Origin of the sequence: Nocardia sp. CA-135953 (assembly GCF_050955735.1) — a bacterium.
Classification (GTDB): domain Bacteria; phylum Actinomycetota; class Actinomycetes; order Mycobacteriales; family Mycobacteriaceae; genus Nocardia.
On the sequence record NZ_CP192082.1, the window covers coordinates 2,530,329 to 2,554,833 of the forward strand.

At 65.7% G+C, this 24,505-nt stretch carries 21 protein-coding genes; 17 read left to right on the forward strand and 4 right to left on the reverse strand.

What is annotated here, in order from left to right; all coding sequences use genetic code 11:
• Positions 1 to 80 precede the first annotated feature (80 nt).
• On the reverse strand, positions 81 to 941 hold the full coding sequence (locus ACQPXH_RS11580; RefSeq protein WP_433602313.1) for an MBL fold metallo-hydrolase: 861 nt from the start codon (positions 939 to 941) through the stop codon (positions 81 to 83).
• A gap of 563 nt (positions 942 to 1,504) precedes the next feature.
• Here ACQPXH_RS11580 and ACQPXH_RS11585 point away from each other — a divergent pair.
• The 10 genes from ACQPXH_RS11585 to ACQPXH_RS11630 all read left to right on the forward strand — a co-directional run bounded on the left by ACQPXH_RS11585 (position 1,505) and on the right by ACQPXH_RS11630 (position 13,358).
• Positions 1,505 to 2,515: an LLM class flavin-dependent oxidoreductase gene (locus tag ACQPXH_RS11585; protein WP_433602314.1), complete on the forward strand. Its 1,011-nt coding sequence runs from the start codon at positions 1,505 to 1,507 to the stop codon at positions 2,513 to 2,515.
• A 638-nt stretch (positions 2,516 to 3,153) separates the two neighbouring features.
• A complete protein-coding gene (locus tag ACQPXH_RS11590; RefSeq protein WP_433602315.1) occupies positions 3,154 to 4,062 on the forward strand; it encodes an SDR family NAD(P)-dependent oxidoreductase in 909 nt (302 codons plus the stop codon).
• A gap of 46 nt (positions 4,063 to 4,108) precedes the next feature.
• Complete coding sequence (locus tag ACQPXH_RS11595; RefSeq protein ID WP_433602316.1) at positions 4,109 to 5,086, forward strand: NAD(P)H-dependent flavin oxidoreductase; 978 nt, start codon at positions 4,109 to 4,111, stop codon at positions 5,084 to 5,086.
• Between the two features lie 28 nt (positions 5,087 to 5,114).
• On the forward strand, positions 5,115 to 5,591 hold the full coding sequence (locus ACQPXH_RS11600) for a PaaI family thioesterase (RefSeq protein ID WP_433602317.1): 477 nt from the start codon (positions 5,115 to 5,117) through the stop codon (positions 5,589 to 5,591).
• Positions 5,592 to 5,625: 34 nt separating this feature from the next.
• Complete coding sequence (locus ACQPXH_RS11605; protein WP_433602318.1) at positions 5,626 to 7,107, forward strand: aldehyde dehydrogenase family protein; 1,482 nt, start codon at positions 5,626 to 5,628, stop codon at positions 7,105 to 7,107.
• On the forward strand, positions 7,104 to 7,994 hold the full coding sequence (locus ACQPXH_RS11610) for an NAD(P)-dependent oxidoreductase (protein ID WP_433602319.1): 891 nt from the start codon (positions 7,104 to 7,106) through the stop codon (positions 7,992 to 7,994). The genes ACQPXH_RS11605 and ACQPXH_RS11610 overlap by 4 nt, the downstream gene beginning before the upstream one ends.
• Positions 7,995 to 8,031: 37 nt before the next feature.
• Positions 8,032 to 8,814: an N-acyl homoserine lactonase family protein gene (locus ACQPXH_RS11615; protein ID WP_433602320.1), complete on the forward strand. Its 783-nt coding sequence runs from the start codon at positions 8,032 to 8,034 to the stop codon at positions 8,812 to 8,814.
• Complete coding sequence (locus ACQPXH_RS11620; RefSeq protein ID WP_433602321.1) at positions 8,811 to 9,956, forward strand: acyl-CoA dehydrogenase family protein; 1,146 nt, start codon at positions 8,811 to 8,813, stop codon at positions 9,954 to 9,956. The genes ACQPXH_RS11615 and ACQPXH_RS11620 overlap by 4 nt, the downstream gene beginning before the upstream one ends.
• 7 nt (positions 9,957 to 9,963) lie before the next feature.
• Positions 9,964 to 12,036 (forward strand): acetate--CoA ligase family protein, encoded by a 2,073-nt coding sequence (locus ACQPXH_RS11625; protein WP_433602322.1) that lies wholly within the window; start codon positions 9,964 to 9,966, stop codon positions 12,034 to 12,036.
• Complete coding sequence (locus ACQPXH_RS11630; RefSeq protein ID WP_433602323.1) at positions 12,033 to 13,358, forward strand: MmgE/PrpD family protein; 1,326 nt, start codon at positions 12,033 to 12,035, stop codon at positions 13,356 to 13,358. The genes ACQPXH_RS11625 and ACQPXH_RS11630 overlap by 4 nt, the downstream gene beginning before the upstream one ends.
• Before the next feature lie 22 nt (positions 13,359 to 13,380).
• On the opposite strand, the gene ACQPXH_RS11635 is transcribed toward ACQPXH_RS11630, so the two are convergent.
• Positions 13,381 to 14,166 (reverse strand): enoyl-CoA hydratase/isomerase family protein, encoded by a 786-nt coding sequence (locus tag ACQPXH_RS11635; RefSeq protein WP_433602324.1) that lies wholly within the window; start codon positions 14,164 to 14,166, stop codon positions 13,381 to 13,383.
• A 255-nt stretch (positions 14,167 to 14,421) separates the two neighbouring features.
• Between ACQPXH_RS11635 and ACQPXH_RS11640 the strand changes: the two genes are divergently transcribed.
• From ACQPXH_RS11640 to ACQPXH_RS11650, 3 genes are read left to right on the forward strand one after another with little or no spacing between them, the layout of a single operon-like run.
• Complete coding sequence (locus tag ACQPXH_RS11640) at positions 14,422 to 14,904, forward strand: MaoC family dehydratase (RefSeq protein WP_433602325.1); 483 nt, start codon at positions 14,422 to 14,424, stop codon at positions 14,902 to 14,904.
• Positions 14,905 to 14,930: 26 nt separating this feature from the next.
• Positions 14,931 to 16,106, forward strand: coding sequence for an acetyl-CoA C-acyltransferase (locus ACQPXH_RS11645; protein ID WP_433602326.1), 1,176 nt, complete (start codon positions 14,931 to 14,933; stop codon positions 16,104 to 16,106).
• A 35-nt stretch (positions 16,107 to 16,141) separates the two neighbouring features.
• The gene (locus ACQPXH_RS11650) at positions 16,142 to 17,326 is read left to right on the forward strand and encodes an acyl-CoA dehydrogenase family protein (RefSeq protein WP_433602327.1); all 1,185 of its coding nucleotides are present in this window, start codon (positions 16,142 to 16,144) and stop codon (positions 17,324 to 17,326) included.
• Positions 17,327 to 17,353: 27 nt separating this feature from the next.
• On the opposite strand, the gene ACQPXH_RS11655 is transcribed toward ACQPXH_RS11650, so the two are convergent.
• Entirely contained in the window at positions 17,354 to 18,619 is a 1,266-nt protein-coding gene (locus ACQPXH_RS11655) for a CaiB/BaiF CoA transferase family protein (RefSeq protein ID WP_433602328.1), read from the reverse strand.
• A gap of 215 nt (positions 18,620 to 18,834) precedes the next feature.
• Between ACQPXH_RS11655 and ACQPXH_RS11660 the strand changes: the two genes are divergently transcribed.
• Both ACQPXH_RS11660 and ACQPXH_RS11665 read left to right on the forward strand, forming a co-directional pair.
• Positions 18,835 to 19,557: an enoyl-CoA hydratase/isomerase family protein gene (locus tag ACQPXH_RS11660; protein WP_433602329.1), complete on the forward strand. Its 723-nt coding sequence runs from the start codon at positions 18,835 to 18,837 to the stop codon at positions 19,555 to 19,557.
• A 6-nt stretch (positions 19,558 to 19,563) separates the two neighbouring features.
• Positions 19,564 to 20,676 carry an acyl-CoA dehydrogenase family protein gene (locus ACQPXH_RS11665; RefSeq protein WP_433602330.1) on the forward strand — a complete coding sequence of 371 codons (1,113 nt, stop codon included), beginning with the start codon at positions 19,564 to 19,566 and terminating at the stop codon, positions 20,674 to 20,676.
• 75 nt (positions 20,677 to 20,751) lie between these two features.
• Here the strand turns inward: ACQPXH_RS11665 and ACQPXH_RS11670 are convergent, their stop codons facing one another.
• Positions 20,752 to 21,942 (reverse strand): CaiB/BaiF CoA transferase family protein, encoded by a 1,191-nt coding sequence (locus ACQPXH_RS11670; protein ID WP_433602331.1) that lies wholly within the window; start codon positions 21,940 to 21,942, stop codon positions 20,752 to 20,754.
• Positions 21,943 to 22,190: 248 nt separating this feature from the next.
• Between ACQPXH_RS11670 and ACQPXH_RS11675 the strand changes: the two genes are divergently transcribed.
• Together ACQPXH_RS11675 and ACQPXH_RS11680 are read left to right on the forward strand one after the other, a co-directional pair.
• Positions 22,191 to 22,961 (forward strand): FadR/GntR family transcriptional regulator, encoded by a 771-nt coding sequence (locus ACQPXH_RS11675; protein ID WP_433602332.1) that lies wholly within the window; start codon positions 22,191 to 22,193, stop codon positions 22,959 to 22,961.
• Between the two features lie 367 nt (positions 22,962 to 23,328).
• Positions 23,329 to 24,480 carry an acyl-CoA dehydrogenase family protein gene (locus tag ACQPXH_RS11680; RefSeq protein ID WP_433602333.1) on the forward strand — a complete coding sequence of 384 codons (1,152 nt, stop codon included), beginning with the start codon at positions 23,329 to 23,331 and terminating at the stop codon, positions 24,478 to 24,480.
• The last annotated feature ends 25 nt before the right edge of the window (positions 24,481 to 24,505 follow it).

The following is a 24,505-nucleotide window of genomic DNA, read 5'->3' on the forward strand; positions in this document are numbered from 1 at the left end:
GCTGTGTCGTACGGCCTTGTCACGGCGCGTGAGGCTCGCCAGGCCGTTGGGGTTGTGAGGATGGGTACGCGCCGGCTCGACTAGGCCTGGGTCGGCTCGGGAACGAACTGGACCTTGCCGTCGATGATCTCGAGGAAGCCGGTCGAGTCGGCAGGAAAGTGCGACCCGAAGATTCGTGCGCTGCTGTTCGCGTACCGCGCGATGAACTCCTTTCGGGTGCGCGCAGCCAATTCCGGGTCGGCATCGAGGAACATTCGCCAATTGGGCTCGATGTACTGCACCGGGTTGTGCACGAGGTCGCCGGTGATCACGGCCTCTTCGCCGTTCGAAGAAATCGCAACACAGACATGGCCCGGCGAGTGACCAGGAGAGGGCACGAGCCGTACCTCTGAGGTGACTACGTGGGTCATCTCGACGAGGTCGGCGGCCTTCGCCTCGTACACCGGTTTGACGGCGCTGTCGAACGTCCAGGCCGCGCCTTCGGCGCCGGAGTCCCAGTGCTCGTAGTCCGGCCTGCTGAACAGATACCGCGCGTTGGGAAAGGTCGGTACCCATGCGCCGGTTTCGTCCTGGACGGTGTTACAGCCGACATGGTCGATGTGCAGGTGAGTGCATACGACATAGTCGATCGCATCGCGCGGAAAGCCGGCGCTTTCGAGGTCGGCGAGGAACGTCGAGGGCTGATTGGACATATCCGGGACTGCCGCGACCTCGCGTGTTCCCACGCAGGTGTCAACAAGGATGATCTTGCCTTCGGATTCGAGCACCAAGGCATGTGTGGACAAGCCGAGTGTGCCGTCGGCGGCTACATAGGGCTGGAGCCAATGCTCGTGACCCTGGAGTTCGACCGGGTCGTATTCGGGATACAGAAGCTCGAGAGGCAGCGTAACCAAGCTCTCCTGAATTCTGGTCACACGCACGTCGCCGATCGTCCACTGCATTGAAGCCGCTCCTCGATTTTGCGATTAGTTGAATCATTCTACTACCCGAGGGGCGACCGGACTGCGAAGACGCCAATCTCGCACGCCCATCACACGCGCGTCCTTCCGTCGCAGTGCCTGCGTCGGGTCCTGCGCTTTGCGCTATGTGCGGCCCAGTTGGGCAATTCGTCGGCTTTCAGCAGCGAATGTGACGACGAGCGGCACGATTGTCTGGATCAGCGGCGCCACCCAAAGGTCTCGGCCTCGGACTCGTTGGGGCGATCTCGACGTTGTTTCGCATGCGGCGGTGCGGAGCGATGGTCGCGGTATGTGTCCATAGGCCGACGCTCGGCGCGATCCCGACCTTCGCGATCAAGATAGATAGTAGTGTAATAAGGGATCTAATTACTCGACGTCGGGCCGCTGAGACTCCGCGCGATCGTGCTCGACCGCGTCTGTTGGGAGCTGTTTCCAGAAGAAGACTCTAGGTGCAGGGTTCGACCGGAGGTCGACCATCACAGACGGCGTTCAGTATCAACAAATAGCTGAGATGGCTATTAACACCTGTGGCAGGAGGATGCCTCGTGGATGTCGGCGTGTACTTCGACATGCGGAACCCGGCCCGTTGGCGGCGCGATCCGGTGGAGTTGTACGGGGCGTTTCCCGAATTGTGCGAGGAGGCCGAGCATCAGGGCCTCGACGGGGTCTGGGTTACCGAGCATCACGGTTTCTCCGACGATTACCTGCCGGTCCCACTGACGCTGCTCGCGTCTGCCGCCGCCCGCACCCAGCGGGTGCGGTTGGGGACAGCGGTTGTGGTAGCGCCGCTGCACCAGGCCGCAGAACTGGCCGAGCAGGCTGCGGTCGTCGATCTGCTCAGCGGTGGCCGTCTCGACCTGGGTCTCGGCGCGGGGTATCGGCCCCCGGAGTTCGACCTCTTCGGCGCCGATCTACGTGCTCGTTACCAGACCAATGACGACAGGGCCCGGCGCATCCGAGAGTTGTGGGCCGGCCGCGAGGTCACACCGTCGCCTGCCCAGTCGCGGGTGCCGATCTGGATGGGTTACCTCGGTCCGATGGGTGCTCGCCGGGCGGGCCGGCTTGGTGAATTCTTGCTCTCGGCCGATGCCCGGAATTGGGAGCACTATCGGGCGGGTCTGCTCGAGGGCGGGCACGATCCGTCGATCGCCCGGATGGGCGGCGGTATCCAGGCCTGGATCAGCGATGATCCCGAGCGGGATTGGCCGACGATCCGCGAGCATCTTGCCGAGCAGGCGAACTCCTACCGGCTGCACGGGCGTATGGGCTATTCAGGGTTGCCGCCGTTCAAGCCGGTCGATCCCGATGTGCTGCGGAGTCGGCGGCCACGCGGCCGTACGTCCACGGATTACTTCGTGTTCGGCACGGCCGGTGAGGTGGCCGAGTTCGTCCGCGATTTCACTGCTGGCGCGCCTGTCGACACGCTGTATTTCTGGGCGGCGCTGCCGGGGATGTCGGCCGAGCGGGTGGCGGCGAATGTCCGCGCAGTGGCGACAGACCTCGCGCCGCTGCTGCGAAAGATCGAGCCGAGTGTCGCGCCCGTACCGACTTCGTAATGACGTAATGAAATGGCAGGAACCGATGAGCGATACCGCCGCCCTGGCTCGAGCACGGTGGGGGATCGGGTAGCTTGCCGATCCGCTACGACGACACCTATCGCCGGGTAGACGGAGAATGGTTTTCGAGCGACGCCGTGGCATCACTGGTACGCGGCAGATATCGTCGAGCGACCTCAGATCGTGGGCTTCGACCGTGGGGGACGTCAGTGTTGTCCGCACGTACTACGTGGGGTCGTCCGCACGTAGTACGTGGGATCGACCCGGAGTGGGGCAGGTTCTGGGCGGAGGATGTCGGCGAACTGACCCATGCCCTCGGACGTCGGCCATCGCTGGCGCGTCAGACGCCGGAAAGCGGTGAGGCGTCAGGTGGACTGCCGCGCTGGACTACGTCGGGATTAATGAGTAATATTATTGTGAGGTTACCTCGGTGCCGCGTGGCGTCACCGAGGTCGCGACGGGCCTGATGAAGCGTTGATTTCGCAGACATCAACAAACCGCATGCAAAGTATATAGATGGATATTTGTTTGGTTTGCTGGCGTAAGGGCGTCTGCCGTCCCGCTGCCTCGGTCCCGCCGCGCACTGCGGCGGGACGACGATCCACAACTGTTTCGACTCTGTGAGGAGTACTCGACCAATGGGCATGCTCGAAGGAAAGGTCGCCATCGTGACCGGTGGGGGCCGCGGGTTGGGCCGCGCTCACTGTCTTGCTCTGGCGGCCGCGGGTGCGACTGTCGTCATCAACGACATCGGCGCGGGGCTCCATGGTGAGCCCGGTCAGGAAAGCCCGGCCGACGACGTTGCCCGCGAGATCACTGCGGCTGGCGGCAGTGCCACTACGAACGGCACCTCGGTGACGGACTGGGCCGGCACCGAGGAACTCGTGCGCTCGACGGTTCAGCAGTTCGGCCGACTCGACATCGTCGTCAACAATGCCGGGATCGTCCGTGACCGGATGCTCTTCTCGATGTCGGAGGAGGAGTTCGATGCCGTCATCGACGTGCATCTCAAGGGCACATTCGTGCTCACCAGGCACGCCTGTGCGTACTGGCGGAACGCGAGCAAAGCCGGAGAGCCGGTCAGTGGACGGATTATCAACACCACCTCCGGAACGGGGTTGTTCGGAAATGTCGGGCAAGGCAACTACGGTGCCGCGAAGGCCGGGATCGTGTCGCTGACGACCATCACCGCGCTCGAGATGGCCCGTTACGGCGTGACCGCCAACGCGGTGTCGCCCATCGCCGCGACCCGAATGACCGTGGGAGTCGGCGCGGTGCAGGCCGACGTGCGGGAAGACGGGTTCGACCCGCGCGACCCCGCGAACACTTCGGGCGTCGTCGCCTACCTCGCTTCGGACGCCTCCGCGTGGCTCACCGGTCAAGTGCTTCGCGTCGACGGGGACAAGATCCAGCGCTTGACCGGCTGGGCGATCGAAGGCGAGTACGGCAGCAGTGACGGACGTGCGCTGGTGCCGGAAGAACTCGTTACAGCGGTTCCGCGCCTCTACGGTGTGGCCCCCCAGGGCCGGGCGCACCGGCGGTGGTGACCTCGATAGACCAGAAGAAGACAGCAAGTCAGGAGAGGCGACCAGCATGATGTCGAACCGTGTCACGGAGCTGTTCGGGGTGGATCACCCTATCGTGCAAGGCGGTATGCAATGGGTTGGGCGAGCAGAGTTGGTCTCTGCCGTCGCAAACGCCGGAGCGTTGGGCATGATCACCGCCCTAACTCAGCCGACACCGGCCGACCTCCGCACGGAGATCGCCCGCTGCCGGGATATGACGGACAAGCCGTTCGGGGTGAACCTCACCGTGCTCCCGTCGATCCGCCCGATGCCCCACCGTGAGTACGCGGAAACCATTGTGGATTGCGGTATCAAGATCGTGGAGACGGCCGGGTCCAACCCCGAGCCTTTCATGGACTTGTTCAACGAGGCCGGCGTCAAGGTGATCCACAAGTGCACGAGCGTGCGGCACGCGGTGAAGGCCCAGCAGGTCGGTGTCGCCGCCGTGAGCGTCGATGGCTTCGAGTGCGCCGGGCACCCAGGTGAAGACGACGTCCCGAACCTCGTGCTGATACCTGCCGCTCGGGAGGCACTGGAAATTCCCATCATCGCCTCCGGTGGCATCGGCAACGGCCGCGGACTCGCCGCCGCGCTCATGCTCGGTGCCGACGGCGTCAACATGGGCACCAGGTTCATGTGCACCGTCGAAGCGCCCATCCACGACAACGTCAAGAAGGCGATGGTCGAGTCCACCGAGCTGCATACCGACCTGATTCTGCGCACGCTACGCAATACGGCCCGCGTCGCGAAGAACAGTGTCAGCCAGAACGTTGTTCGGATCCTGCAGGAGGGCGGGCAGTTCGAGGATGTCCGTGAACTCGTCGCCGGCGCGCGCGGCCGCACCGTGTACGAGACCGGAGACGTGGAGGCCGGGATCTGGACCGCCGGCCTGGTTGTGGGGCTCATTCATGACATACCGACCACGAGTGAACTTGTCACTCGGATGGTTGCCGAAGCCGAGCAGATGATCGCGCGCGCCAGCGCGATGGTCACTGTGGCGGCGTAATCGACGACGTATTCCGAAAGGGGTTCTCATGCCGTTGACCGCGGAGGAGATTCGCGCCCGCGACGCGTGGTTTCGCACACATTGGAGCGAGCATGTGCCGTTCAACAACGAGATCGGGCTGGAAATTACGGATTGGCAGCCGGACTTGGTGCGTGCGCGGCTGAAATACGAGCCGAGGCTTTCGGCCCATGACGGTGTCTTCCACGGCGGGGTCCTGGCTACGGCCCTCGACACGGTCGGCGGTGGCGCCGTTGCGGCGGGACACGACTACAACCTCGGTAGTCGATTCACCACCGTCACCATGACAGTGCAGTACATGGCGGTGGCGCCTGGGGAGCCCGAGGTCATTGTCGAGGGCACCTGCACCAAACGCGGTCGTCGGCTGAACTTCTCTCGGTCTTCCGTGCTGACCCTGGACGGGAGGGTGCTCGCCGAGGCGATCTTGACCATCAGTGCGTCGGGCGAGCGTCCTCGGGTCGGGAGTCCGGAAGGCGAGCGATCTTGATGGCGAGACACGAGATGTGTGTTAGGAGCACAAAATGACACGGACGTACCGGCCCGAGGTCGGCGACGTGATCAAGCGAGCGCGTCTTACCGAGGTACTCACCGCTCAGATCGGCGGTGAGTCCTCAGCACTGGGCGGCCGCGGCGGGTGGATCGACGTCGACGACCCGGCCACCGGCGTCACCGTGGCGAGTTTCGAAACGAGCTCGGCCGAGGTCGTCGATGCGGCCGTGCGCAGCGCGAACGAGGCCTTCCACCGGTGGCGCGAGGTGCCACCGGCCGAGCGCGGCCGGTTGCTGGCCGGTGTGGGTGCCGCGATCCGCCGGGACGCCGATCTACTCGCCCAGTTGGAGAGCATCGACTCGGGTAAGCCCGTCTCCCAGGCGCGGACCGATATCGCCGGCAGCGCTCGCTATTTCGAGTATTACGCCGGGCTCGCCGACAAGATCCACGGTGAGACGCTGCCCCAGGCACCGGGCACCTTTGCCTTCACCCGCCGCGAGCCGTTGGGGGTCGTCGCGCATATCACTCCGTGGAACGCTCCGCTCACCCAGCTGACCCGGGGGGTCGCGCCGTGTCTTGCCGCGGGCAACGCGGTGGTGGTCAAGCCGTCGGAACTGACCCCCCTGACATCGGTGTACCTTGCCCGGTTGATAGCCGAGACCGGACTGCCTGCCGGACTGTGCAACGTGGTATTGGGTGCCGCGGATCCCACCGGGACCGCGCTCACCGAACACGAGCTGGTCCGGCATGTCACCTTCACCGGATCGGTCGCGGCGGGCCGCGCGGTGGGCGCGGTCGCGGCCAGGCGGATCATCGGCGTCAACCTCGAATTGGGCGGTAAATCGCCGACGATCATCTGCGCCGACGCCGACCTGGAGGCCGCGGCTGCAGCCGGCGCACAGGCGGTGGTCCGCAATTCCGGCCAGTCCTGCTTCGCCACCACGCGGTTGCTGGTGGACCGTGCGGTGCGACCGCGTTTCGTAGAATTGCTCGCGGCTCGGATGGCGGGTCTGTCGGTGGGGCACGGGCTCGATAATCCCGACGTCGGTCCACTGATCTCCGAACGACAACTCGAGCGGGTCACGTCCTACATCGATTCGGCCCGAGAAGACGGCGCCCGGGTCGTGATCGGGGGTGACCAGCCACCGGCCGGTGGCCGATTCATCAACCCGACGCTCGTCGAGGATGTCACCAACGATATGCGCATCGCCCGGGAGGAGATCTTCGGCCCGGTGCAGTGCGTACTCGAGTTCGGCTCCCTCGAGGAAGCGATAGCGATCGCCAACGACACCGAGTACGGCTTGTCCGCCGGGGTCTTCACCCGTGACGTGTCGACCGCACACCAAGTGGCCGAGCGCCTCGAGGCCGGTCAGGTCCAAGTGAATCGGTACATCGGAGCGGGCGTCGAGGTCCCGTTCGGAGGCTATAAGAACAGCGGGCTCGGCAGGGAGAAAGGGACCGAGGCAGTGCACCACTACACGCAGGTCAAGAGCGTCATCATGGATATCGCATGAGCGCAGAGGGGAAGCACACGGCAACGCTCGGCTTCATCGGACTCGGCGTCATGGGCTCACGGATGTGCGCCAACCTGGTCCGGCGCAGCCATCATCCGGTCGTCGTGTACGACCCGGTCGCCGAGGCGGCGGCCACTGCCGCGGAACTGGGTGCGCGTGTGACCGGCAGCGCCGGCGAGGTCGCCGAGGCCGCCGAGATCGTCTTCCTGTCGCTGCCGTCGATCGTGCAGGTCGAATCCGTCTGTGCCGAGCTGGCGACGGTGGACCACCCGCCACGTGTCATCGTTGATATGAGTACCAGCGATGTCGCAGGCACCCGCACGCTGGCTGCCAATCTCGCCGAGAACAAGATCACGCTGGTCGATGCCCCGGTGGCTCGATTGCGGCAGGCCGCGCAGGACGGCACGCTGCTGATCACGGTCGGGGCGCAGGACGAGGTTTTCCGCGAGCTCGAGCCACTGCTGTCCTGTATGGGCAGCGATATCGTGCACGCCGGGAGCGTCGGCAACGGCCAGGTGCTCAAGATCCTGAACAACATGGTGCTGTTCCTCAACATGAACGCATTGGCCGAGGCGCTCGCGATCGGCCGGGCCGCGGGCGTCACACCGGACACGCTTTTCTCCACGCTGAAGCTCGGGTCGGCCGACAGTTTCGCGCTGCGCCGTACGGCGTCGGCCACGATGCTGGTCGGTGAGTACCCCGAGCGGGCATTCCCGGTCGAGTACGCGATCAAGGACCTCGCGCTGGCCCTGAAACTCGCTGAGGAGTCAGGTATTTCGGCTGCCGCCGGTAACCAGACAATGGATCTGCTGCAGCGCACACGGGAGGCCGGGTACGGCGCGAACTACTACCCGGTGATGGTGAAGCTGGTCGAGGGCGATGCCTGAGCCGGTGCCTGCGCCCTGGCGGCTCTGGGGGATCCGAATGGGCCGCGGCGAGCGACGCACCCAGGACAATTTCCTGGTCCCGGGTGACCGGTGTGGCCACAGTGATATCGACTTCATCGTCTGGGTCGCAGCCCGCGACGGCGATGTGGTCGTCGTCGACACCGGGTTCAGTCCGCAAGCCGGTCGGCGGCGAGGTCGGGAACTCGAGCTCGGCCCGGGGCAAGCGGTCGAGCTCCTCGGGTTCCGCCGCAGTGATGTCCGCGCGGTGGTCCTGAGCCACCTGCACTTCGACCATGCAGGCAACCTCGGCGACTTCCCGGATGCACGGATCGTGGTGCAAGGCGCGGAAATGGGTTACGTGACCGGTTCAGCGATGCGTCACCGTCGGCTCAGCCACTTTTATGAACCCGACGATGTGGCCGAACTCATCCGGTTGCTGTTCGCCGGCCGGGTGGACGTGGTCGATGGCCACCACGAGGTGCTGCCCGGTATCCAGGTCGAGCTGATCGGCGGACACACCCGAGGTTCGCAGGTCGTGGCCGTGGACACCGCCCGAGGCCGGGTTGTCCTGGCCGCCGACGCCATCCATTTCGCCGAGAATTTGCACGATGCGAACCCGTTCCCGGCCATGGTCGATGTCGAGGGCGTGCTCGACGGATTCGCCACGATCCGCAGGTTGGCCGACTCACCGGACCACGTGATCCCTGGCCACGACCCGAAGCTCTTCGAGCAGTACCCGCTGCTCGACGCCGATGCCAGCGGCCGCATCGCCGTACTGCACGAGCCCCCGCGCGCACCTACCCAGGAGGACACCCAGTGATCGATCCGGAACTAATTGTCGAGTTTGGCGCGGCCATCCGGGCGTTCGCGGCCTCCCAGCTCGCCCCTGGAGCCTTGGCCCGTGCGCACTCGGCCGACTACGAACGTGACACCGCCAGGTTGCTCGCCAAGCAGGGCCTGCTCGGGCTGAGCATCCCCGAAGAGATGGGCGGACAGGGGGCGGGTCTGGTCGCTGCGATCACCGCCATCCAGGCGGTGGCGAGCGCCTGCCCGCGTAGCGCCGACATCGTGCAGGCCGGAAACTTCGGTCCGATCCGCACATTCGCCCAGTACGCATCCGAGGACCAGCGAGCGCGCTATCTGCCCGGTCTCCTCTCCGGTGACCTACTGATCGCGCTGGGAATGAGCGAACCGGAAGCAGGTTCGGCCGCCACCGAGATGACCACCAGCGCGACCCGCCGAGGGGATGGCTGGGTCGTCAACGGAACCAAGGTCTTCTCCACCCACAGCGCGGATGCGGACGTCTACCTCGTGTACGTGAGATTCGGACCGGGAGTCGGTGGCATCGGCTCCGTGCTGATCGACCGCGACACCCCAGGCCTGACCGTAGGCCCTCCGTCTCGATACATGAACGGCGAGCACTGGTGCCCGCTGTACTTCGAGGACTGCTTCATCCCGGACTCCCAGGTGCTGCTGGGCGAGGGCGGCTTCAAGAAGCAGATCAGCGGCTTCAATGTGGAGCGGCTCGGCAACAGCGCCCGGTCGATCGCGGTGGGCCGTTACGCCTTCGATCGAGCCAAGGAATACGTCCTGACTCGGGAACAGTTCGGCCGTCCGCTGGCGGAGTTCCAGGGTCTGCAGTGGATGTTCGCCGACGCCGCGGTGAAGCTCGAGTCCGCCCAGCTGTTGCTGGAGCGGGCTGCGCGCACCGGCGACCGGGACGGCCTGCCGACGGCCGCGGAGACCGCGATGGCGAAACTGGCCGCGAACCAGGCCGGGTTCTTCGCCGCTGACGTGGCGGTTCAAGCGATGGGTGCGACCGGATTCGGCGAGGAAACCCTGGTCGAGTACTGCTTCCGGCGTACCCGCGGCTGGATGATCGCGGGCGGTTCGGTGGAAGTGCTGAAAAACCGCATCGCCGAAGATGTATTCGGCCGACGGTTCTCGCAGCGGGCGCGGTGATCTAGTGGTGCTGGACTTCTATCGGGCGTTGACCGATCCGCGATCGGTGGCGATCGTCGGCGCTTCCGACACGGCGGGGAAAACCACCTCGCGCCCGCTCGGCTACCTCCGTGCGCACCGCTGGGACGGCGAGGTATACCCGGTGAATCCGACCCGGGAGACGGTGCTGGGCGAGCGCGCCTGGCGATCCCTGAGCGTTCTGCCCACCGTCCCCGATCACGTCCTGGTCCTCACGGCCGCCGATGCCGCGATCGAGGTGGTCCGGGAATGTGCGGAGCTCGGGGTCCCGGTTGCGACGCTGATCGCGGATGGGTTCCTGGCCTCCGATTCCCAGGGCAGGCGGCGGCGAGCCGAGCTGACCGATATCCTTGCCGGCTCGTCGCTGAGACTGCTCGGGCCGAGCAGCCTCGGCGTTGCGAACCTGCACCGCCGGATGCCGTTGACCGGCAACGCGGCGTTCGCCGACGACACACTGCCCAGCGGTGACATCTTCGTGGCCTCACAATCGGGCAGCGCTCTTGGTGCCTTGCTGTCGCGCGGCGCGGAGATGGGACTGGGATTCGCATCGATGGTCTCCACCGGCAATGAGCTGGATTTGTCGCTGGGGGAGATCTGCCGGTCCGCCGTCGACGATCCGCAGGTGGCCAGCTTCGCCCTTTTTCTGGAAAACCTCACGCACGCAGAGGATCTCGCTAGCTTCGCCCGGCTGGCTGCGGAGCGAGGCAAACCGGTCGTCGCCTACAAGCTGGGTCGATCGGATGTCGGCGCGCAGCTGGCGGTCTCGCATACCGGTGCACTCGCCGGGGACGATGTGGTCGCCGACGCGTTCCTGACTTCGCTCGGCATCGCCCGGGTGACGACGTTCGAGGCGTTGCTCGAGATCCAGCACCTCGCCCGGCGAGTCCCCGTGTCGCACATGCCTTCCCGGCCGCGCGTCGGCGTCGTCTCGACTACCGGTGGCGGCGGGGCGATGGTCGTGGATGCCTTGGCCGACCGAGGCGCGACGCTCGCCGCGCCGTCGATCGAGACCGCGCGGCGACTGGCCGACCTCGGCGTGCATGTCGGGGCTGGTGCCCTTATCGACCTCACTTTGGCCGGGACGCGGTATGCGACGATCAAGGCCGTTCTGGAGGTGCTTACCGACGCCCCGGAGTTCGATGCCGTGGTCGCCGTGCCCGGTAGTTCGGCGCGGTTCACCCCGGAGGTCAGCGTGGCGCCGATCATCGAATGCGCCGACCGCGGCACGCCGCTCGCCGCGTTCGTGGTCCCTGCCGCCCCCGATGCTCTCGCGATGCTGAGGGCCAAGGGGGTCAGCGCGTTCCGCACTCCCGAATCGTGCGCTGACGCGATCGTTGCGGCGTTCAGGCGGCGTACCCAGTCCCAGGTCGAGGTCGCCGCGCCGCCGCCGGAGGTTGCTCCGGTGCCGCTGGACGAGAACGACTCCTACGCGCTCCTCGAGGACGCGGGTGTGGAGTGCGCGGCGCGCGCGGTGGTCCGGCTCGACAACCTGCCGGCAGAACTGCCGGTGCCGGGTCCCGTCGTGGTCAAGCTGATCGACTCTTCGGTGACACACAAGTCCGAACTCGGCGGTGTGGTGCTCGGTGTAGCGGATGGCTCGGAACTCGCTGCGGCGGCGGCTCGGATCCGCGATTCGGTAGCGCAGCGACGGCCCGGTCTGACGGTGGACCGGGTGCTCGTGCAGCAGATGGTCACCGGGGTCGCCGAGGCACTGATCGGCTTCCGCCGAGACCCGGATGTCGGTCCGGTGGTGATGGTCGCGGCCGGTGGTGTGCTGACAGAGTTGTACCGGGACAGCAGCGTGCGGCTGGCTCCGGTCGACCCGGCCGAGGCGCGCGAGATGATCCGGGAGGTGGTCGCGTTCCGTGCCGCCGACGGATATCGCAACCTGCCGCGCGGTGACCTCGATGCTCTCGCTCGCGCAGTGAGTGCCGTATCCCGGCTCGGGCTGCGCAATCCTGTCGTGGCCGAGGCCGAGCTGAACCCGGTCCTGATTCGTGCCGATGGGGACGGTGTGGTCGCGGTCGATGCCGTCGTCTCGATCTACCCGGAGGTGCAGTGAGCACCGGCGAAGGAGTGGTCGAAGTCCTGGCGGCGCAGGCTGTCGAACATAGGGACCGGATGGCCGAGCGGGATGTGCGGCGCTGGGCGCGCCGGGCGTTCGTTGATTGGCTGGGGGTGTGTCTGGGCGGCTCCGCCGAAGTTCCGGCCCGGGCACTGCTGGCGGGTCTGACACCGGCAGCGGGTCCGAGCCGGGTCGTCGGCGGCGCTGAACGGCTGGCCGCGCCGGTGGCGGCGATGATCAACGGCGCCGCTGCCCATACCCTCGAACTCGATGACATCTACGCGCCAGGGCTCTATCACCCTGGCGCTCCGACCGTGGCCGCGGCACTGGCGGAGGCCGATCGGACCGATGCGAGCTTCGGGCAATTGTTGCGCGCGATCGCCGTCGGCTACGAGGTCGGGTGCCGGGTCGCGGCTGATCTGGGCCCTGGACACTATGCACACTGGCATACGACCGGGACAGCCGGTGCTCTCGGGTCCGCGGCAGCCGCGGCGGACCTCCACGGCGCGGACGCGCCCACCTTCGCGAACGCACTATCGCTCGCGGCGACGATGTGTGGAGGCCTGCAACAGACCTTCCGTAGCGATGCCGCGGGCAAACCGATGCATGCGGGAGCCGCCGCCCAGGCCGGGGTCGTCGCCGCGGCCGCCGCGCGCGGCGGGCTGAGCGGCGCGCTGGATGTGTTGGAGGGACCGGCGGGTCTGGCCATGGCGACCGGCGCCGGCACCGACTGGGAAACCTGTCGCGCATCGTGGAATGAAGCGCCAGTGCTCGAGCGCATCACCGTGAAGCCGTATCAGTGCTGTGGTCACGCCTTCGCGCCGATCGATGGGGCGTTGGCTCTGCGTGCCGACGTACAAGGGCGCGACGTGCGGGAAATCGTAGTCGAGACCTACTCCACGGCGGTCGCGGTGGCAGGTATCGCCGAGCCGGTCAGTCTGGCCGAGCGCCGGTTCAGCATCCCGCACGTGGTCGCCGCGGCATTGACCCACGATTCCGCGCAGCGGTTCGAACCGGGGATCGAGGCTGACGAGAAGCTGCGTGCGGTGGCTCGGCGCGTGCGCCTGACGGCCGTACCGGAGTTCGACGAGCGTTTCCCGGCCCGGCGTGGGGCGCGGGTGACCGTCTCTGTGGACGGCGAGCGGTACTCCGTGGATGTCCCGGACCGCTCCGGCAGCCCCGAAAAGCCCCTCGACGACGAGCAACTCGCGGCGAAGTTCGTATCTGCCAGCGGCATGGGAGCCCGGGCGGACGAGCTGCTGGCCCAACTGGAAGCGGCGGCTGTCGGTACGCCCGTACGTGAACTTGACCTCGCCTGACCGCGTCGGTCCGGGCGGGCCGCTACCGGCCGACGAAGTTCGGTGTCCGTTTCTCCATGAATGCGGCGCGCGCCTCGCCCGCATCCACGGTTGCGTTGGCCAGGATCTGGGTGCGGTTCTCCAGATCCAGCGCCGCGTCGAGCGAAGAAGCGTCCATGTTGCGCCGGTAGACCTGTTTTGTCATCTTCTGCCCGAAGGGGCTCAGCGCGACGATCCGCGCGAGCGTGTCCTCTGCGGCTTCTTCGAGTTTCTCGTCGTCGACGAGGGTGGTGACCAGGCCGAGATCCAAGGCTTCGGGCGCCTCGATCGTCCGGTTGGTGAGCATCCACTCGGCTGCGCGGCCCATCCCGATCAACCGGGGGAGAAAGTAGCTGAGCCCGCACTCACCCGCCGAAAGCCCGATCCTCGGTGCGCCGATGAGGAAACGCGCGGAGCGGCCGGCGAGCCGAATATCGCTGGCCACGCTCAGCGCCAGTCCGGCTCCCGCCGCCGGACCATTCACCGCGGACACCACCGGGCAAGGTGCCTGCGCGACGGCGAGGATCATCTGGCCGAAGCGCTCCTGCATGGCCAGTCCATCGGCGTTGCTGCGTCCGCGCTGGCGCTCGTCCGCGCCCGCGATATCGACGCCTGCGCAGAAACCCCGGCCGCTTCCGGTGAGCAGTACGGCGCGGTGTTCGGTGGCTTCGCTCACGTGCTGGGTGATTGCGGCCACCATGTCCGGAGTCAGGGCATTGAGTCGGTCCGGACGGTTGAAGCGCAGAACCCGCACGCCGTCTTCTCTGTCTTGCACAAGGATGTCCGCCATGGTCGTCCCTCCTGTTCGGTTGGTAGTTCCAACGGCCGAAGCCCGGGCTCGCACGAGGTCCGGGCTTCGGTGACAGTCGACAATTGCCGAGCAGCGCGGCGCACCAGCAGTAGATCGCCATCGTGCCCGTCCGGCCGAGGGGCCCTCTTGTCCACCCATACCGGGAATATTTATAGTTCTATCATCTAAATAGTAATTCTGTTAGGGCGTCCGCACCTGGTCTTGGTGCCGACCCCGGCGAAAGGGAGTTTCTTTGTGACCGGTCAAAACACCGTCGATGCGAGCGGCGCCTTGGTCCTGACGAGTCTCGAGCAGATGCGGGACTTGGTCGACAGCCACCTTGGATACAGTGCGTGGTTGCCGGTCGAGCAGGCGCGAATCGATCAGTTCGCCGAGGCCACCGGCGATTTCCAGTGGATCCACGTCGACACCGCACGTGCCGCCGAGGGCCCGTTCGGGACAACGATCGCGCATGGTTGGCTCAGTGCTTCGCTGCTTCCGGTGCTGACCGGCCAGATCTACCGAGTGCAGGCGAAGATGGCGATCAACTACGGCGTCAATCGACTGCGCTTCATCTCGCCGGTGAAAGTCGGTTCGGAAGTACGCGCCGGGTCGACCCTGATCGATGTGACCGAGCACGGCCCTGCCGTGCAGCTCACCGTGCGGACCGAGGTCGAGATCAAGGGTGGCGAGAAGCCTGCACTGGTCGTCGAGTCGCTCGGCCGTTACTACCTGTGAGCACCAGCGAGTCGAGGAGAAGGCAAATGTCCGACGTCGTTATTGTCGAAGCGGTCCGTTCTGCGGTCGGAAAGAAGCGCGGGGGCTTGTCCCGCTACCCAGCACCCGATCTGCTGAGCGACGTACTCGCGGCGACTGTGGAACGGGCCGGCGTGGATTCCGCGGTGGTCGGCCAGGTAGCCGGCGGTTGTGTGAGCCAGGTCGGCCAGCAGTCCGGCAATGTGACCCGCAGCGCCTGGCTGGCGGCCGGTCTGGACGAGCGGGCGGCGGCCTTCACTGTCCACACACAGTGCGGTTCGTCACAGCAAGCGTTCACGCTCGCCTACGGGCTCGTGGCCGGCGGTGTCACCGACGTCGCGATCGCCGGTGGTGTGGAGTCGATGAACCAGGTGGCGATGACCGCGTCGGTGCTGCCGGAACTCGGGCGCTCGAAGACCGAGCGCTACGAACAGCACTACGAGATCACGACCCAGTTCGAGGCCGCCGAGCGGATTGCCGAGAAATGGGGCTTCACCCGCGCTCAGCTGGAGCAGTTCGCCGTGACCTCGCAGGAACGGGCCGCTCGCGCGATCGCAGAAGAGCGCTTCGCCTCGCAGATCGTCCCGGTGACCGTACCGGTGGTGGACGAGGACGGCGTGGTCACCGGCACGCGGACCATTTCGGTGGACGAGTGCCCCCGGCCCACTACGGCAGAGACCCTCGCGGGATTGCGGCTCAACCTGGCGGAGAGGCCCGGTGCCCAGCATACGGCCGGTACCTCGTCGCAGATCTGTGACGGAGCGTCCGCACTGCTGTTGACGACCGAGGAACGGGCCGCCGAGCTCGGCGTCCGCCCGCGGGCTCGGGTGGTCGACACCTTGCTGGTCGGCAACGATCCGGTGATGATGCTGACCGGCCCGATTCCCGCGACCCACGCGCTGATGGAGCGGACCGGCTTGACCCTCGAGGACATGGATGTCATCGAGATCAACGAGGCGTTCGCCTCGGTCGCGCTTGCCTGGGCACACGAGACGAAGGCCGATATGAGCCGAGTCAACATCAACGGCGGGGCCATCGCGTTGGGGCATCCCCTCGGCGCTACCGGAGGCGTATTGCTGACCAAGGCGCTCTACGAGCTCGAACGGACCGGCGGGCGGTACGCCCTGGTCACCATGTGCGTCGGCGGCGGCATGGGCACGGGCACCATCATCGAGCGGCTGTAGGGGCCCGCTTACCTACCGACTGGAGGACCCTCACAGTGGATTTGACACTCAGCCCGGAACTCGCGGATTTCCAGCAGGAAGTGCGCACCTGGTTCGAAGAGCACGTCGTGGGCGAGTTCGCCCGGCACCGCGGTGTCGGCGTCTCGTGGGACGCCGAGGCGTACGACGTGCGGCTGGCCTGGGATCGGGAGCTGGCCGCCGGCGGATGGTTGTGTATGGGCTGGCCCGAGGAGTACGGCGGTCGCAATGCTTCCGTGGATCAGCAGCTGATCTACCAGCTCGAGTACGCGCGGGCCGACCCGCCGTTCCGTGCCACGATGCAAGGGCAGGACCTTTTCGGCCCGACCCTGCTGGCATTCGGCAGCCCGGAGCAGAAGGCACGCTTCCTCCCGCCGATCGCTCGCGTCGAGGAATTGTGGGGCCAGGGATTCAGTGAGCCCGGCAATGGCTCGGACCTGGCCGGGCTACGCACTCGGGCCCGGCTCGACGGTGACCAGTGGGTCATCGATGGCCAGAAGGTATGGACCTCACACGGAGGATTCGCCGACTGGCTCTACGTACTGTGCCGCACAGATCCGGACGCCCCGCGCCATCGTGGTATCTCGATGTTGCTCGTACCCGCCGACCAGCCGGGTGTCGACATCCGGCCGATCCGCAATATGCTCGGCGGCGACGATTTCTGCGAAGTGTTCTTCAATGATGCCCGTACCTCGGCCGAGCTGGTCGTCGGTGAGGTAAACCAGGGGTGGGGGGTCGCGATGGGAGCACTCGGCACCGAGCGTGGCACCACCTTGCTGGCGGACCATCTGCGCATTCATCGCGAGGTCGACGCGATGATCGAGGCGGCCCGAGCGCACGGTCGCGCTCCTGGGGCCGCGCTGCGCGGGGACCTGGTCCGTGCCTGGACCGAGGCTCGCATCATGGAGTGGAACGGCCGACGCTTGATGACAGCCATCAAGGGCCGTGGCATCGACCCCACGACGCAGGCCTCATTGAGCAAAGTCTTCGCGAGCAACTCGCATATTCGGATCGGGGAGACCGCGATGCGCGCGCTCGACGCGGCGGCCGAAGTCGTGGGTGACGAGTACCAGCTCAACCGGTTGCAGCAGGCATTTCTGGGCAGTCGGTCGGAGTCGATCTTCGGCGGTACCACACAGATTCAGTTGAACGTGCTCGCCGAGCGCGCTCTCGGCCTTCCCCGGGAGCCGCGCCCGGTCTGAGCGCGGCGTTCGGGGCGAGGTATCGGGTCAGATCACTCCGTCCGCGGCCAGGGCGGCTATCTTTTCGGCGTCATAGCCGAGGAGACCGCCCAGGACCGCGTCCTGATCCGCGCCCAGCAATGGCGGCGCGGTGTACTCCGTCACCGGGGTGCGGGACATCTTGATCGGGTACCGCAGCCCCGGAATCGGTCCCTCCTGCGCGTGCTGCATGGTCATCTGCAGGTCCCGCGAGCGGACGTGCGGGTCGGAAAGCGCCTCGGCGATATCGTTGACCGGCCCGACCGGGACATCGACGGCTTCCAACTCGGTGAGCCAGTGTGCAGCGGGTTTGGTCCGGAAGATCTCTTCGAGTATCTCCAGCAGTTCGGTCCGGTGCCCGATCCGCGCGGCGATCGAATCGAAACGAGGGTCCTGGGCGAGTTCCGGCTGGCCGAGGGCGCCGCACGCGCGGCTGAACTGGGCGTTAGAGGAAGCCACCAAGAAGATCATCCGGTCATCCGAGCAGGTGAACGCCTGGGACGGAATTCCGCCGAAACCGCCGTTTCCACGGCGCTCGGGGACAGTTCCCGAGACCAGATAGTTCTCGACGTAATGGGACATGCTCGCGATCCCACAGTCGAGTAACGAGACATCGAGATGCTGGCCTTCGCCGGTACGGTCGCGGTGGCGGAGTCCGGCCAGGATCGCAGAAGTCGCGTAGAGGCCCGTGAGGAGGTCCACCAGTGACAGCCCGGACTTCATCGGGCTGGCGCCGGGTTGCCCATCGGGGATACCGGACACACTCATCATCCCGCTGACGGCCTGGAAAATGCCGTCGTAGCCGGGTCGTGCGCGGTACGGGCCGTCTTGTCCGAATCCGGTGATCGAACACATAACCACGTGCGGGAACCGGTTGTGCACCCCTTCCCAGCCGAGGCCGTACTTGTCCAGGACGCCTGGGCGGAAGTTCTCGACCACGACGTCGCAGTGCTCCAGCAGGTCGTGCATGATTTCTTGCCCGCGTGCCGTCGTGAAGTCCAATGTCACCGATCGTTTATTGCGGTTGCAGCTGAGGAAGAAGGCCGCCATCCCGGTGTCCGCACGGTCGCCCAGGAAGGGGGGGCCGTACTCGCGTGCGTCGTCGCCGCGCCCGGGCTGCTCGATCTTGATCACATCGGCGCCCAGGTCCGCCAGCTGTTGCGTGGCGAACGGCGCGGCCAGAATCCGGCTCAGGTCCAAAATTCGCACTCCGTCGAGCGCCTTGGGTGACATCCTCGTTACCTCTTCCGTATCAGCTGGACGGGTTGTTTCCATCAGGTGCTCTTCGGTCTGCTCTTCGGTCGCCCATCTGGGAGTCCGTACGACACCATTGGCATATGTAATATAAGTAGTTGTATCTTTCTACTGTTAACCTCGTCAATGTCGTCGTTCTGGGCCGACGAGGAAGAACGAACAAGCCTTCGGCTCGCACAAGGAGTGTGAACATGACAGACGAGTGTGTAATCGTCTCTGCGGACGGTCCCGTCAGGGTGATCACGCTCAACCGTCCGGACTTGCGCAACGCGTTCAGCGCTGAGATGCATCTGGCTCTGCTGACGGCCTTCCGCGAAGTATGTGCGGACCCCAAGGCCCGCGCGGTCGTGTTGACGGGGGCCGGACGCGCCTTCAGCGCGGGAGGCGACATCGACGACTTCCTGGTTTTGGCGGATGACTTCGCCCAGCGCAGGGCTCGGTTGCGGGAGGGGCGCCAGCTCTTCGAGGACCTCATCAACGTCCACCTGCCAGTGGTGGCCGCAGTGAATGGGCCCGCAGTGGGATTGGGCTGCACGCTGGCCGCCGCCTGCGATATCGTGCATATCTCCGAGGCGACCTACATGGCGGATCCCCATGTGCAGGTAGCCCTGGTCGCCGGTGACGGAGGGGCGGTGGCGATGCCGCTGAACATCGGCCTTCTCCGGGCAAAGCGCTATCTGCTGATGGGCGATCGCATCCCCGCCGCCGACGCTGTCTCACTGGGGCTGGCCACCTACGCCGACCCCGCCGATCAGCTGATGGCGAATGCGATGGACAGCGCCCGAAAGCTCGCGGATCTGCCTCCGCAGGCGGTCCAGGACACCAAGATGGTCCTCAACCAGCACCTGCGCCAAGCCTCGGTCTCGATGCTGGGATACGGCCTGGCTGCCGAGAGCCAATCACACGATACCTCCGAGTACCGAGCGGTGCCGGAGAAGTTTGCCGCCCGGAAGGGGTGAGTCGCGGTGGAATTCGCACTCAACGACGAGCAGGCCACGCTGCAGGAAGTACTGCGCGAGTTCCTGACAGAACGAGCCGGCGAGGCCGGCGTCCGCGCACAGATGGCCGAACCCGCGGGCTTCGACCCGCAGTTGTGGAAGCAGATGGGCAGCGAGCTCGGGCTTCAGGGTGTCGCGGTACCCGAGGAGTATGGCGGCGCCGGATTCACTTTCGTCGAACTGGGGATCGTGCTCGAGGAGCTCGGTCGGGCACTGACAGTATCGCCGTTCCTGGCGTCCGGCGTGATGGCTCCTCAACTGTTGCTGGCACTCGGTGACGAGGCTGCCTGCGCTCGCTGGTTGCCGGGTATCGCGAGTGGGGACCTGATCGCGACCGTGGCCCTGGCCGAGGACAGTGGCTCCTGGCAGACGGACGCGGTGACGCTGACCGCACGGCAGGATGGCGGGGACTGGCGGCTCGACGGCCACAAGTCCTATGTCGTCGATGGAGTCGGTGCCGACCTGGTGTTCGTCGTGGCCCGCGTGGGCGATGGGATCGGTGTATTCGCGGTTGAAGCGTCCGCCTCGGGCCTTGAACGGATTCCGCTGGCCACCATGGACCAAACCCGCAAGCTCGCGCGGTTGACCTTCGCCGATACGCCCGCCGAGCGGATTGCTGCGTCGGATCCGGAGGCTGCGATCGGCCGGATGCTCGATCTCACCTCGATCGCGCTCGCCGCGGATGCGCTCGGAGGCACTGGCCGCGTGCTCGACATGGCCGTGGACTACGCCAAGGTGCGAGAACAGTTCGGGCGTCCGATCGGATCGTTCCAGGCGATCAAGCACATGTGTGCCTCGATGCTGGTCGACCTCGAGTCCTCGCGGTCCGCGGTCTACTACGCGCTGTGGGCCGCTGCGACCGGGCACGCCGACGTACCGGTGGTGGCGCCGATGGTCAAGGCTCATTGCGTCGACACCTACCTGCAGGCTGCAGGGGACAATATCCAGATTCACGGGGGTATCGGATTCACCTGGGAACACCCGGCGCATCTGTACCTGAAACGGGCGAAGAGTTCGCAGGCCCTGCTCGGTGGTTCGGATTTTCAGCGGCAACTCGTCGCCGACCGTATCGGCATCTGACGAAAACGGGATGGGCCCCGGTCCGCGCGACGTCGAGTTCGCGGACCGGGGCCCATCCCGTGGTGTAGATACGAGTTACGTGGGGACGTCGGTACGTTCGATGACCACGCCCGAGTCGATCAGACCGCCGACTCGATCGGAAGCCAGACCCCAGTCGAGCAGTACCTCGCGCGAATGGGCGCCAGGGATCGCGGGCGGACGAGTTATGGTTGCCGGTGTGCCGCTCAAGCGCGGGGCCGGGGCCGGTTGCACGACGCCGAATTCCTCTACGAAGGTGCGTCGGGCCACGTTGTGCGGATGTTGCTGTGCCTCGGCGAAATTGAGTATCGGAGTGACACACGCATCGGATCCCTCGAACAGGCTGACCCAGTGGTCGCGTGGCTTCGTGCGGAAGATCCCGGCGAACAGCTCCTTCAACTCGGACCACTTGGCAGGGTCGTCCCGGTTGGGCAGTTCGTCCAGCGACAGGTCCAGCAGACCGACCATGGTCGCGTAGAACTGCGGTTCGATCGGAGCAACTGCGAGAAATTTGTTGTCCGCGGTTTCGTACGTTGCGTAGTAGGGCGCGCCGCCGTCGCAGAAATTGGTGCCGGGCTGGTCCAGGTTCCAGCGGCCCTGTGCGGTCATCGCGTAGATCAGAGTCGTCAATGACGCAACGCCGTCGACCATGGATGCGTCGATGATCTGGCCGGAGCCGGATCGCTGCGCTTCGAACAGCGCGCTGACGATACCGAAGGCCATCATGAGTCCGCCGCCGCCGAAATCGGCAATGAAGCCCGGGGGTGATGGGGGAGGCGAGTCCGACGAGCGCTGTAGCAATGTCAATGCACCGGTGAGCCCGAGATAGTTCAGGTCGTGTCCGGCCATCTGGCTGAATGGGCCGTCTTGGCCCCAACCGGTCATCCGGGCGTAGACGAGCCGTGGATTGCTGCTACAGCACACGGCAGGGCCGAAGCCGAGCCGTTCGGCGACGCCGGGGCGGAACCCCTCGATGAGGACGTCCGCGGCGCCGACCAGATCGAGGAGGGCGGCCAAGCCCTCATCCTGCTTCATGTCGATGACGACGGAGCGGCGCCCACGGGCGAGTGCGTAGACTTCCGGCCGGCCCGACACCGGGCCCGGACGATCCACCCGGACAACATCGGCTCCCATATCGGACAGAAGCATCGCGGCGTACGGACCGGGCCCGAGACCGGCGATCTCGATAACCTTCACACCGTGTAACGGGCCATGGAGGTCGCGAGTCCTGCTATCAGCAGCCGTCATGCTGGCACCATACAGAGTCGTTGGATAGATAAATCATTAAGTTATTATCGCATCGGTCGAGCCGTGGCGGCAATGCCGCGCCGGGCGCTCGTCCCATTCGTCGTCTCGTGAGAGTCGCTGTGGCTGCGCTGATTCGACAGCTCATGCGGCGAGCGTCACAGAGGCCGGCGGTGGGCGATAGGGTATAGTTAAATAACTAGTCGTGCTATTGGATGCATGAATCTGCGAACGAAACCGAGAGGAAGGCAGTGGCCCAGGTCGATACGGTAGCCGCCGGGAGGCTTCAGCCACCCCGCCTGCCGAAGACTGCGGAGTTGATCGCCGACCAGCTCCGCAGGCAAATCATCCGAGGTGATCTCGCCGAGGGCGCGGCCTTGCCGTCGGAGAGCGAACTGCTCGAACGGTTCAGTGTTTCCCGACCGACGCTGCGCGAAGCTTTCCGGGTGCTCGAGTCCGAGTCGCTCATCACCGTGCGTCGCGGCGCACACGGCGGTGCGCGGGTCCAAGTGCCGAATATCGACGTCGCCGCACGGTATGCCGGCTTCGTCCTCGAGTTCCGGGGGACGACCCTGGCCGACGTGTACGAGGCGCGCATCCTGATCGAACCTCCCATCGTCGGGCTGCTCGCCGCCCGCCGGACCGACGAGGATATCCAACTGTTGCGCGCCGCACTCAAGGATCACGAGGCTGTGGCCGATACGCCGACGTTGGCGATAAGGACACACACGGCGTTTCACGCACTGTTGGTCGAGCTGACCGGAAACCAGACGTTGCGCGTCCTGACCGGTATGGTCCAGCACATCATCGACCAAGCCAACATCGACTGGGTCGAGGCGAAGGCGGCCACGCCCAAAGAAACGGGTATAAGTTTGGGGCTCAAGGCGCACCATCGGGTAGTCGATCTCATCGAGGCCGGTGTGCAGTCCGGCGCCGAGGAGGTCTGGCGCAAGCACCTGACCGAAGCCCGCGATTATCTGTTGCGTCCCGACGTCACCACCGTGCTGGACCTCATGGGCTGACTTCCACCGGATTTGCCACCGATTCCCGGTTGGCGCGCTGACGGCGTGCCAGCCGGGAATCGGCGTTTATAGGTGTGTATCCTGCGGTTCTCACGGCGAAACTCGGTGGTCGTCGTTCTTCGCGACCAAGCCTTGCCGGCCCTGCGCCCTCGCGGTCGGCGCCTGCCGCATACGTGTGACATGCGGTGCTCGAGTTGTCGATCAGTGGGCTGGCGGCGTGTTCACCGCCGAGCCATCAGTGGTCTTCGTGTGATTTCGATATCGCATGCGTGTGTCAAATCGTCCTCGGCCCTGTTCATAGTACAATGAATTAGATAATGGGGAGTCGGCGCGTGGCCGCGCGGCTCATTCTGGGAAGGATGCCCTCGTGGACTTTGGGATGACCGATGAGCAGGAGATGCTCTGGAAGACCGCCCGGGATTTCGTGACGAAAGTCTGCCCGCCGGAAACGGCGAAGCGATGGGACGAGGAGGGGGTACTTCCCGACGAATTGTTAAACGGTTTCGCAGATCTAGGCTGGTTCTCGCTGCCCTTCTCGGAGCAGGATGGTGGAGAGGGGGGTGGCCCGATCGAACTCGCTCTGATCGCCGAGGAGTTGGGGCGCGCGAGCTTCGACGTGGCCATGTGCTTCATCGGGGTTCTCATTCCCGCCATGACCGTATTCCGCTGGGCGAATCCGGAGCAGAAGCGCTGGGTGCGCGAACAAATCATGACCGGCAAACACCGTCTGGCGGTGGCCATCTCGGAACCGGAGACGGGATCGGATGCGGCCGCACTGCGCACGAGCGCGGTTGCCAACGGCGACCGCTATGTCGTGAACGGGCAGAAGATGTGGTGCACGGGAGGGGGACAGCCCAATACGACGATCGCCATGTATGTGCGGACCGGTGCGCGAGAACCGAAGCACAAAGGACTGAGCCTGCTGCTGGTCGACCCGAACGCCAAGGGCGTGGAGATCCGCCGCACACCGACACTGGCTCGGCACATCCTGGGCACTACCGAGGTTTCGCTCACGGATGTCGAGGTGAGCAAGGAAAACCTGGTCGGTCCAGAGGGGGAGGCATGGACGGTCATGCTGTCGAACCTCGAGCTGGAGCGGGTCCTGCTCAGCGGTGGCTATGTCGGCGCCGCGCAGGCGACGCTCGACGAGATGCTCGAATATTCGAAGGTCCGGCACGCATTCGGCCGTCCGATCGGCGAGTTCCAGGCGCTGGCACACGCGATGGCTGATCTGCAGGTGGAGATCGACTCGGCCCGGCTGCTCACGCGCAGGGCGGCATGGATGCTCTCGCAGGGCATGTCCTGCACCAGGGAGGGCGCTATGGCGAAGCTCAAGGGTTCGGAGACCTATGCCAACGCTGCTCGGCTCGGTATGCAGGTGATGGCCGGTCACGGGTTCTCGACCGAGAGCGTGATGAGCTTCCGCTACCGCGAGTCGATCGTGACCACCATCTCGGGCGGGACAAGCCAGATTCAGCGCAACGGTATCGCGCGCAGCATGGGGCTGCGCACCTACTGATCCGGCAGGAACAATCATTGTGAAA

Bases quoted from the DNA above. Each gene is read 5' to 3' on its own strand.
- ACQPXH_RS11600 (WP_433602317.1), top strand. From the start codon at position 5,115: ATGCCGTTGACCGCGGAGGAGATTCGCGCCCGCGACGCGTGGTTTCGC.
- ACQPXH_RS11610 (WP_433602319.1), top strand. From the start codon at position 7,104: ATGAGCGCAGAGGGGAAGCACACGGCAACGCTCGGCTTCATCGGACTC.
- ACQPXH_RS11670 (WP_433602331.1), bottom strand. From the start codon at position 21,942: ATGACGGCTGCTGATAGCAGGACTCGCGACCTCCATGGCCCGTTACAC.
- ACQPXH_RS11655 (WP_433602328.1), bottom strand. From the start codon at position 18,619: ATGGAAACAACCCGTCCAGCTGATACGGAAGAGGTAACGAGGATGTCA.
- ACQPXH_RS11590 (WP_433602315.1), top strand. From the start codon at position 3,154: ATGGGCATGCTCGAAGGAAAGGTCGCCATCGTGACCGGTGGGGGCCGC.
- ACQPXH_RS11635 (WP_433602324.1), bottom strand. From the start codon at position 14,166: ATGGCGGACATCCTTGTGCAAGACAGAGAAGACGGCGTGCGGGTTCTG.
- ACQPXH_RS11595 (WP_433602316.1), top strand. From the start codon at position 4,109: ATGATGTCGAACCGTGTCACGGAGCTGTTCGGGGTGGATCACCCTATC.
- ACQPXH_RS11645 (WP_433602326.1), top strand. From the start codon at position 14,931: ATGTCCGACGTCGTTATTGTCGAAGCGGTCCGTTCTGCGGTCGGAAAG.
- ACQPXH_RS11580 (WP_433602313.1), bottom strand. From the start codon at position 941: ATGCAGTGGACGATCGGCGACGTGCGTGTGACCAGAATTCAGGAGAGC.
- ACQPXH_RS11615 (WP_433602320.1), top strand. From the start codon at position 8,032: ATGGGCCGCGGCGAGCGACGCACCCAGGACAATTTCCTGGTCCCGGGT.
- ACQPXH_RS11605 (WP_433602318.1), top strand. From the start codon at position 5,626: ATGACACGGACGTACCGGCCCGAGGTCGGCGACGTGATCAAGCGAGCG.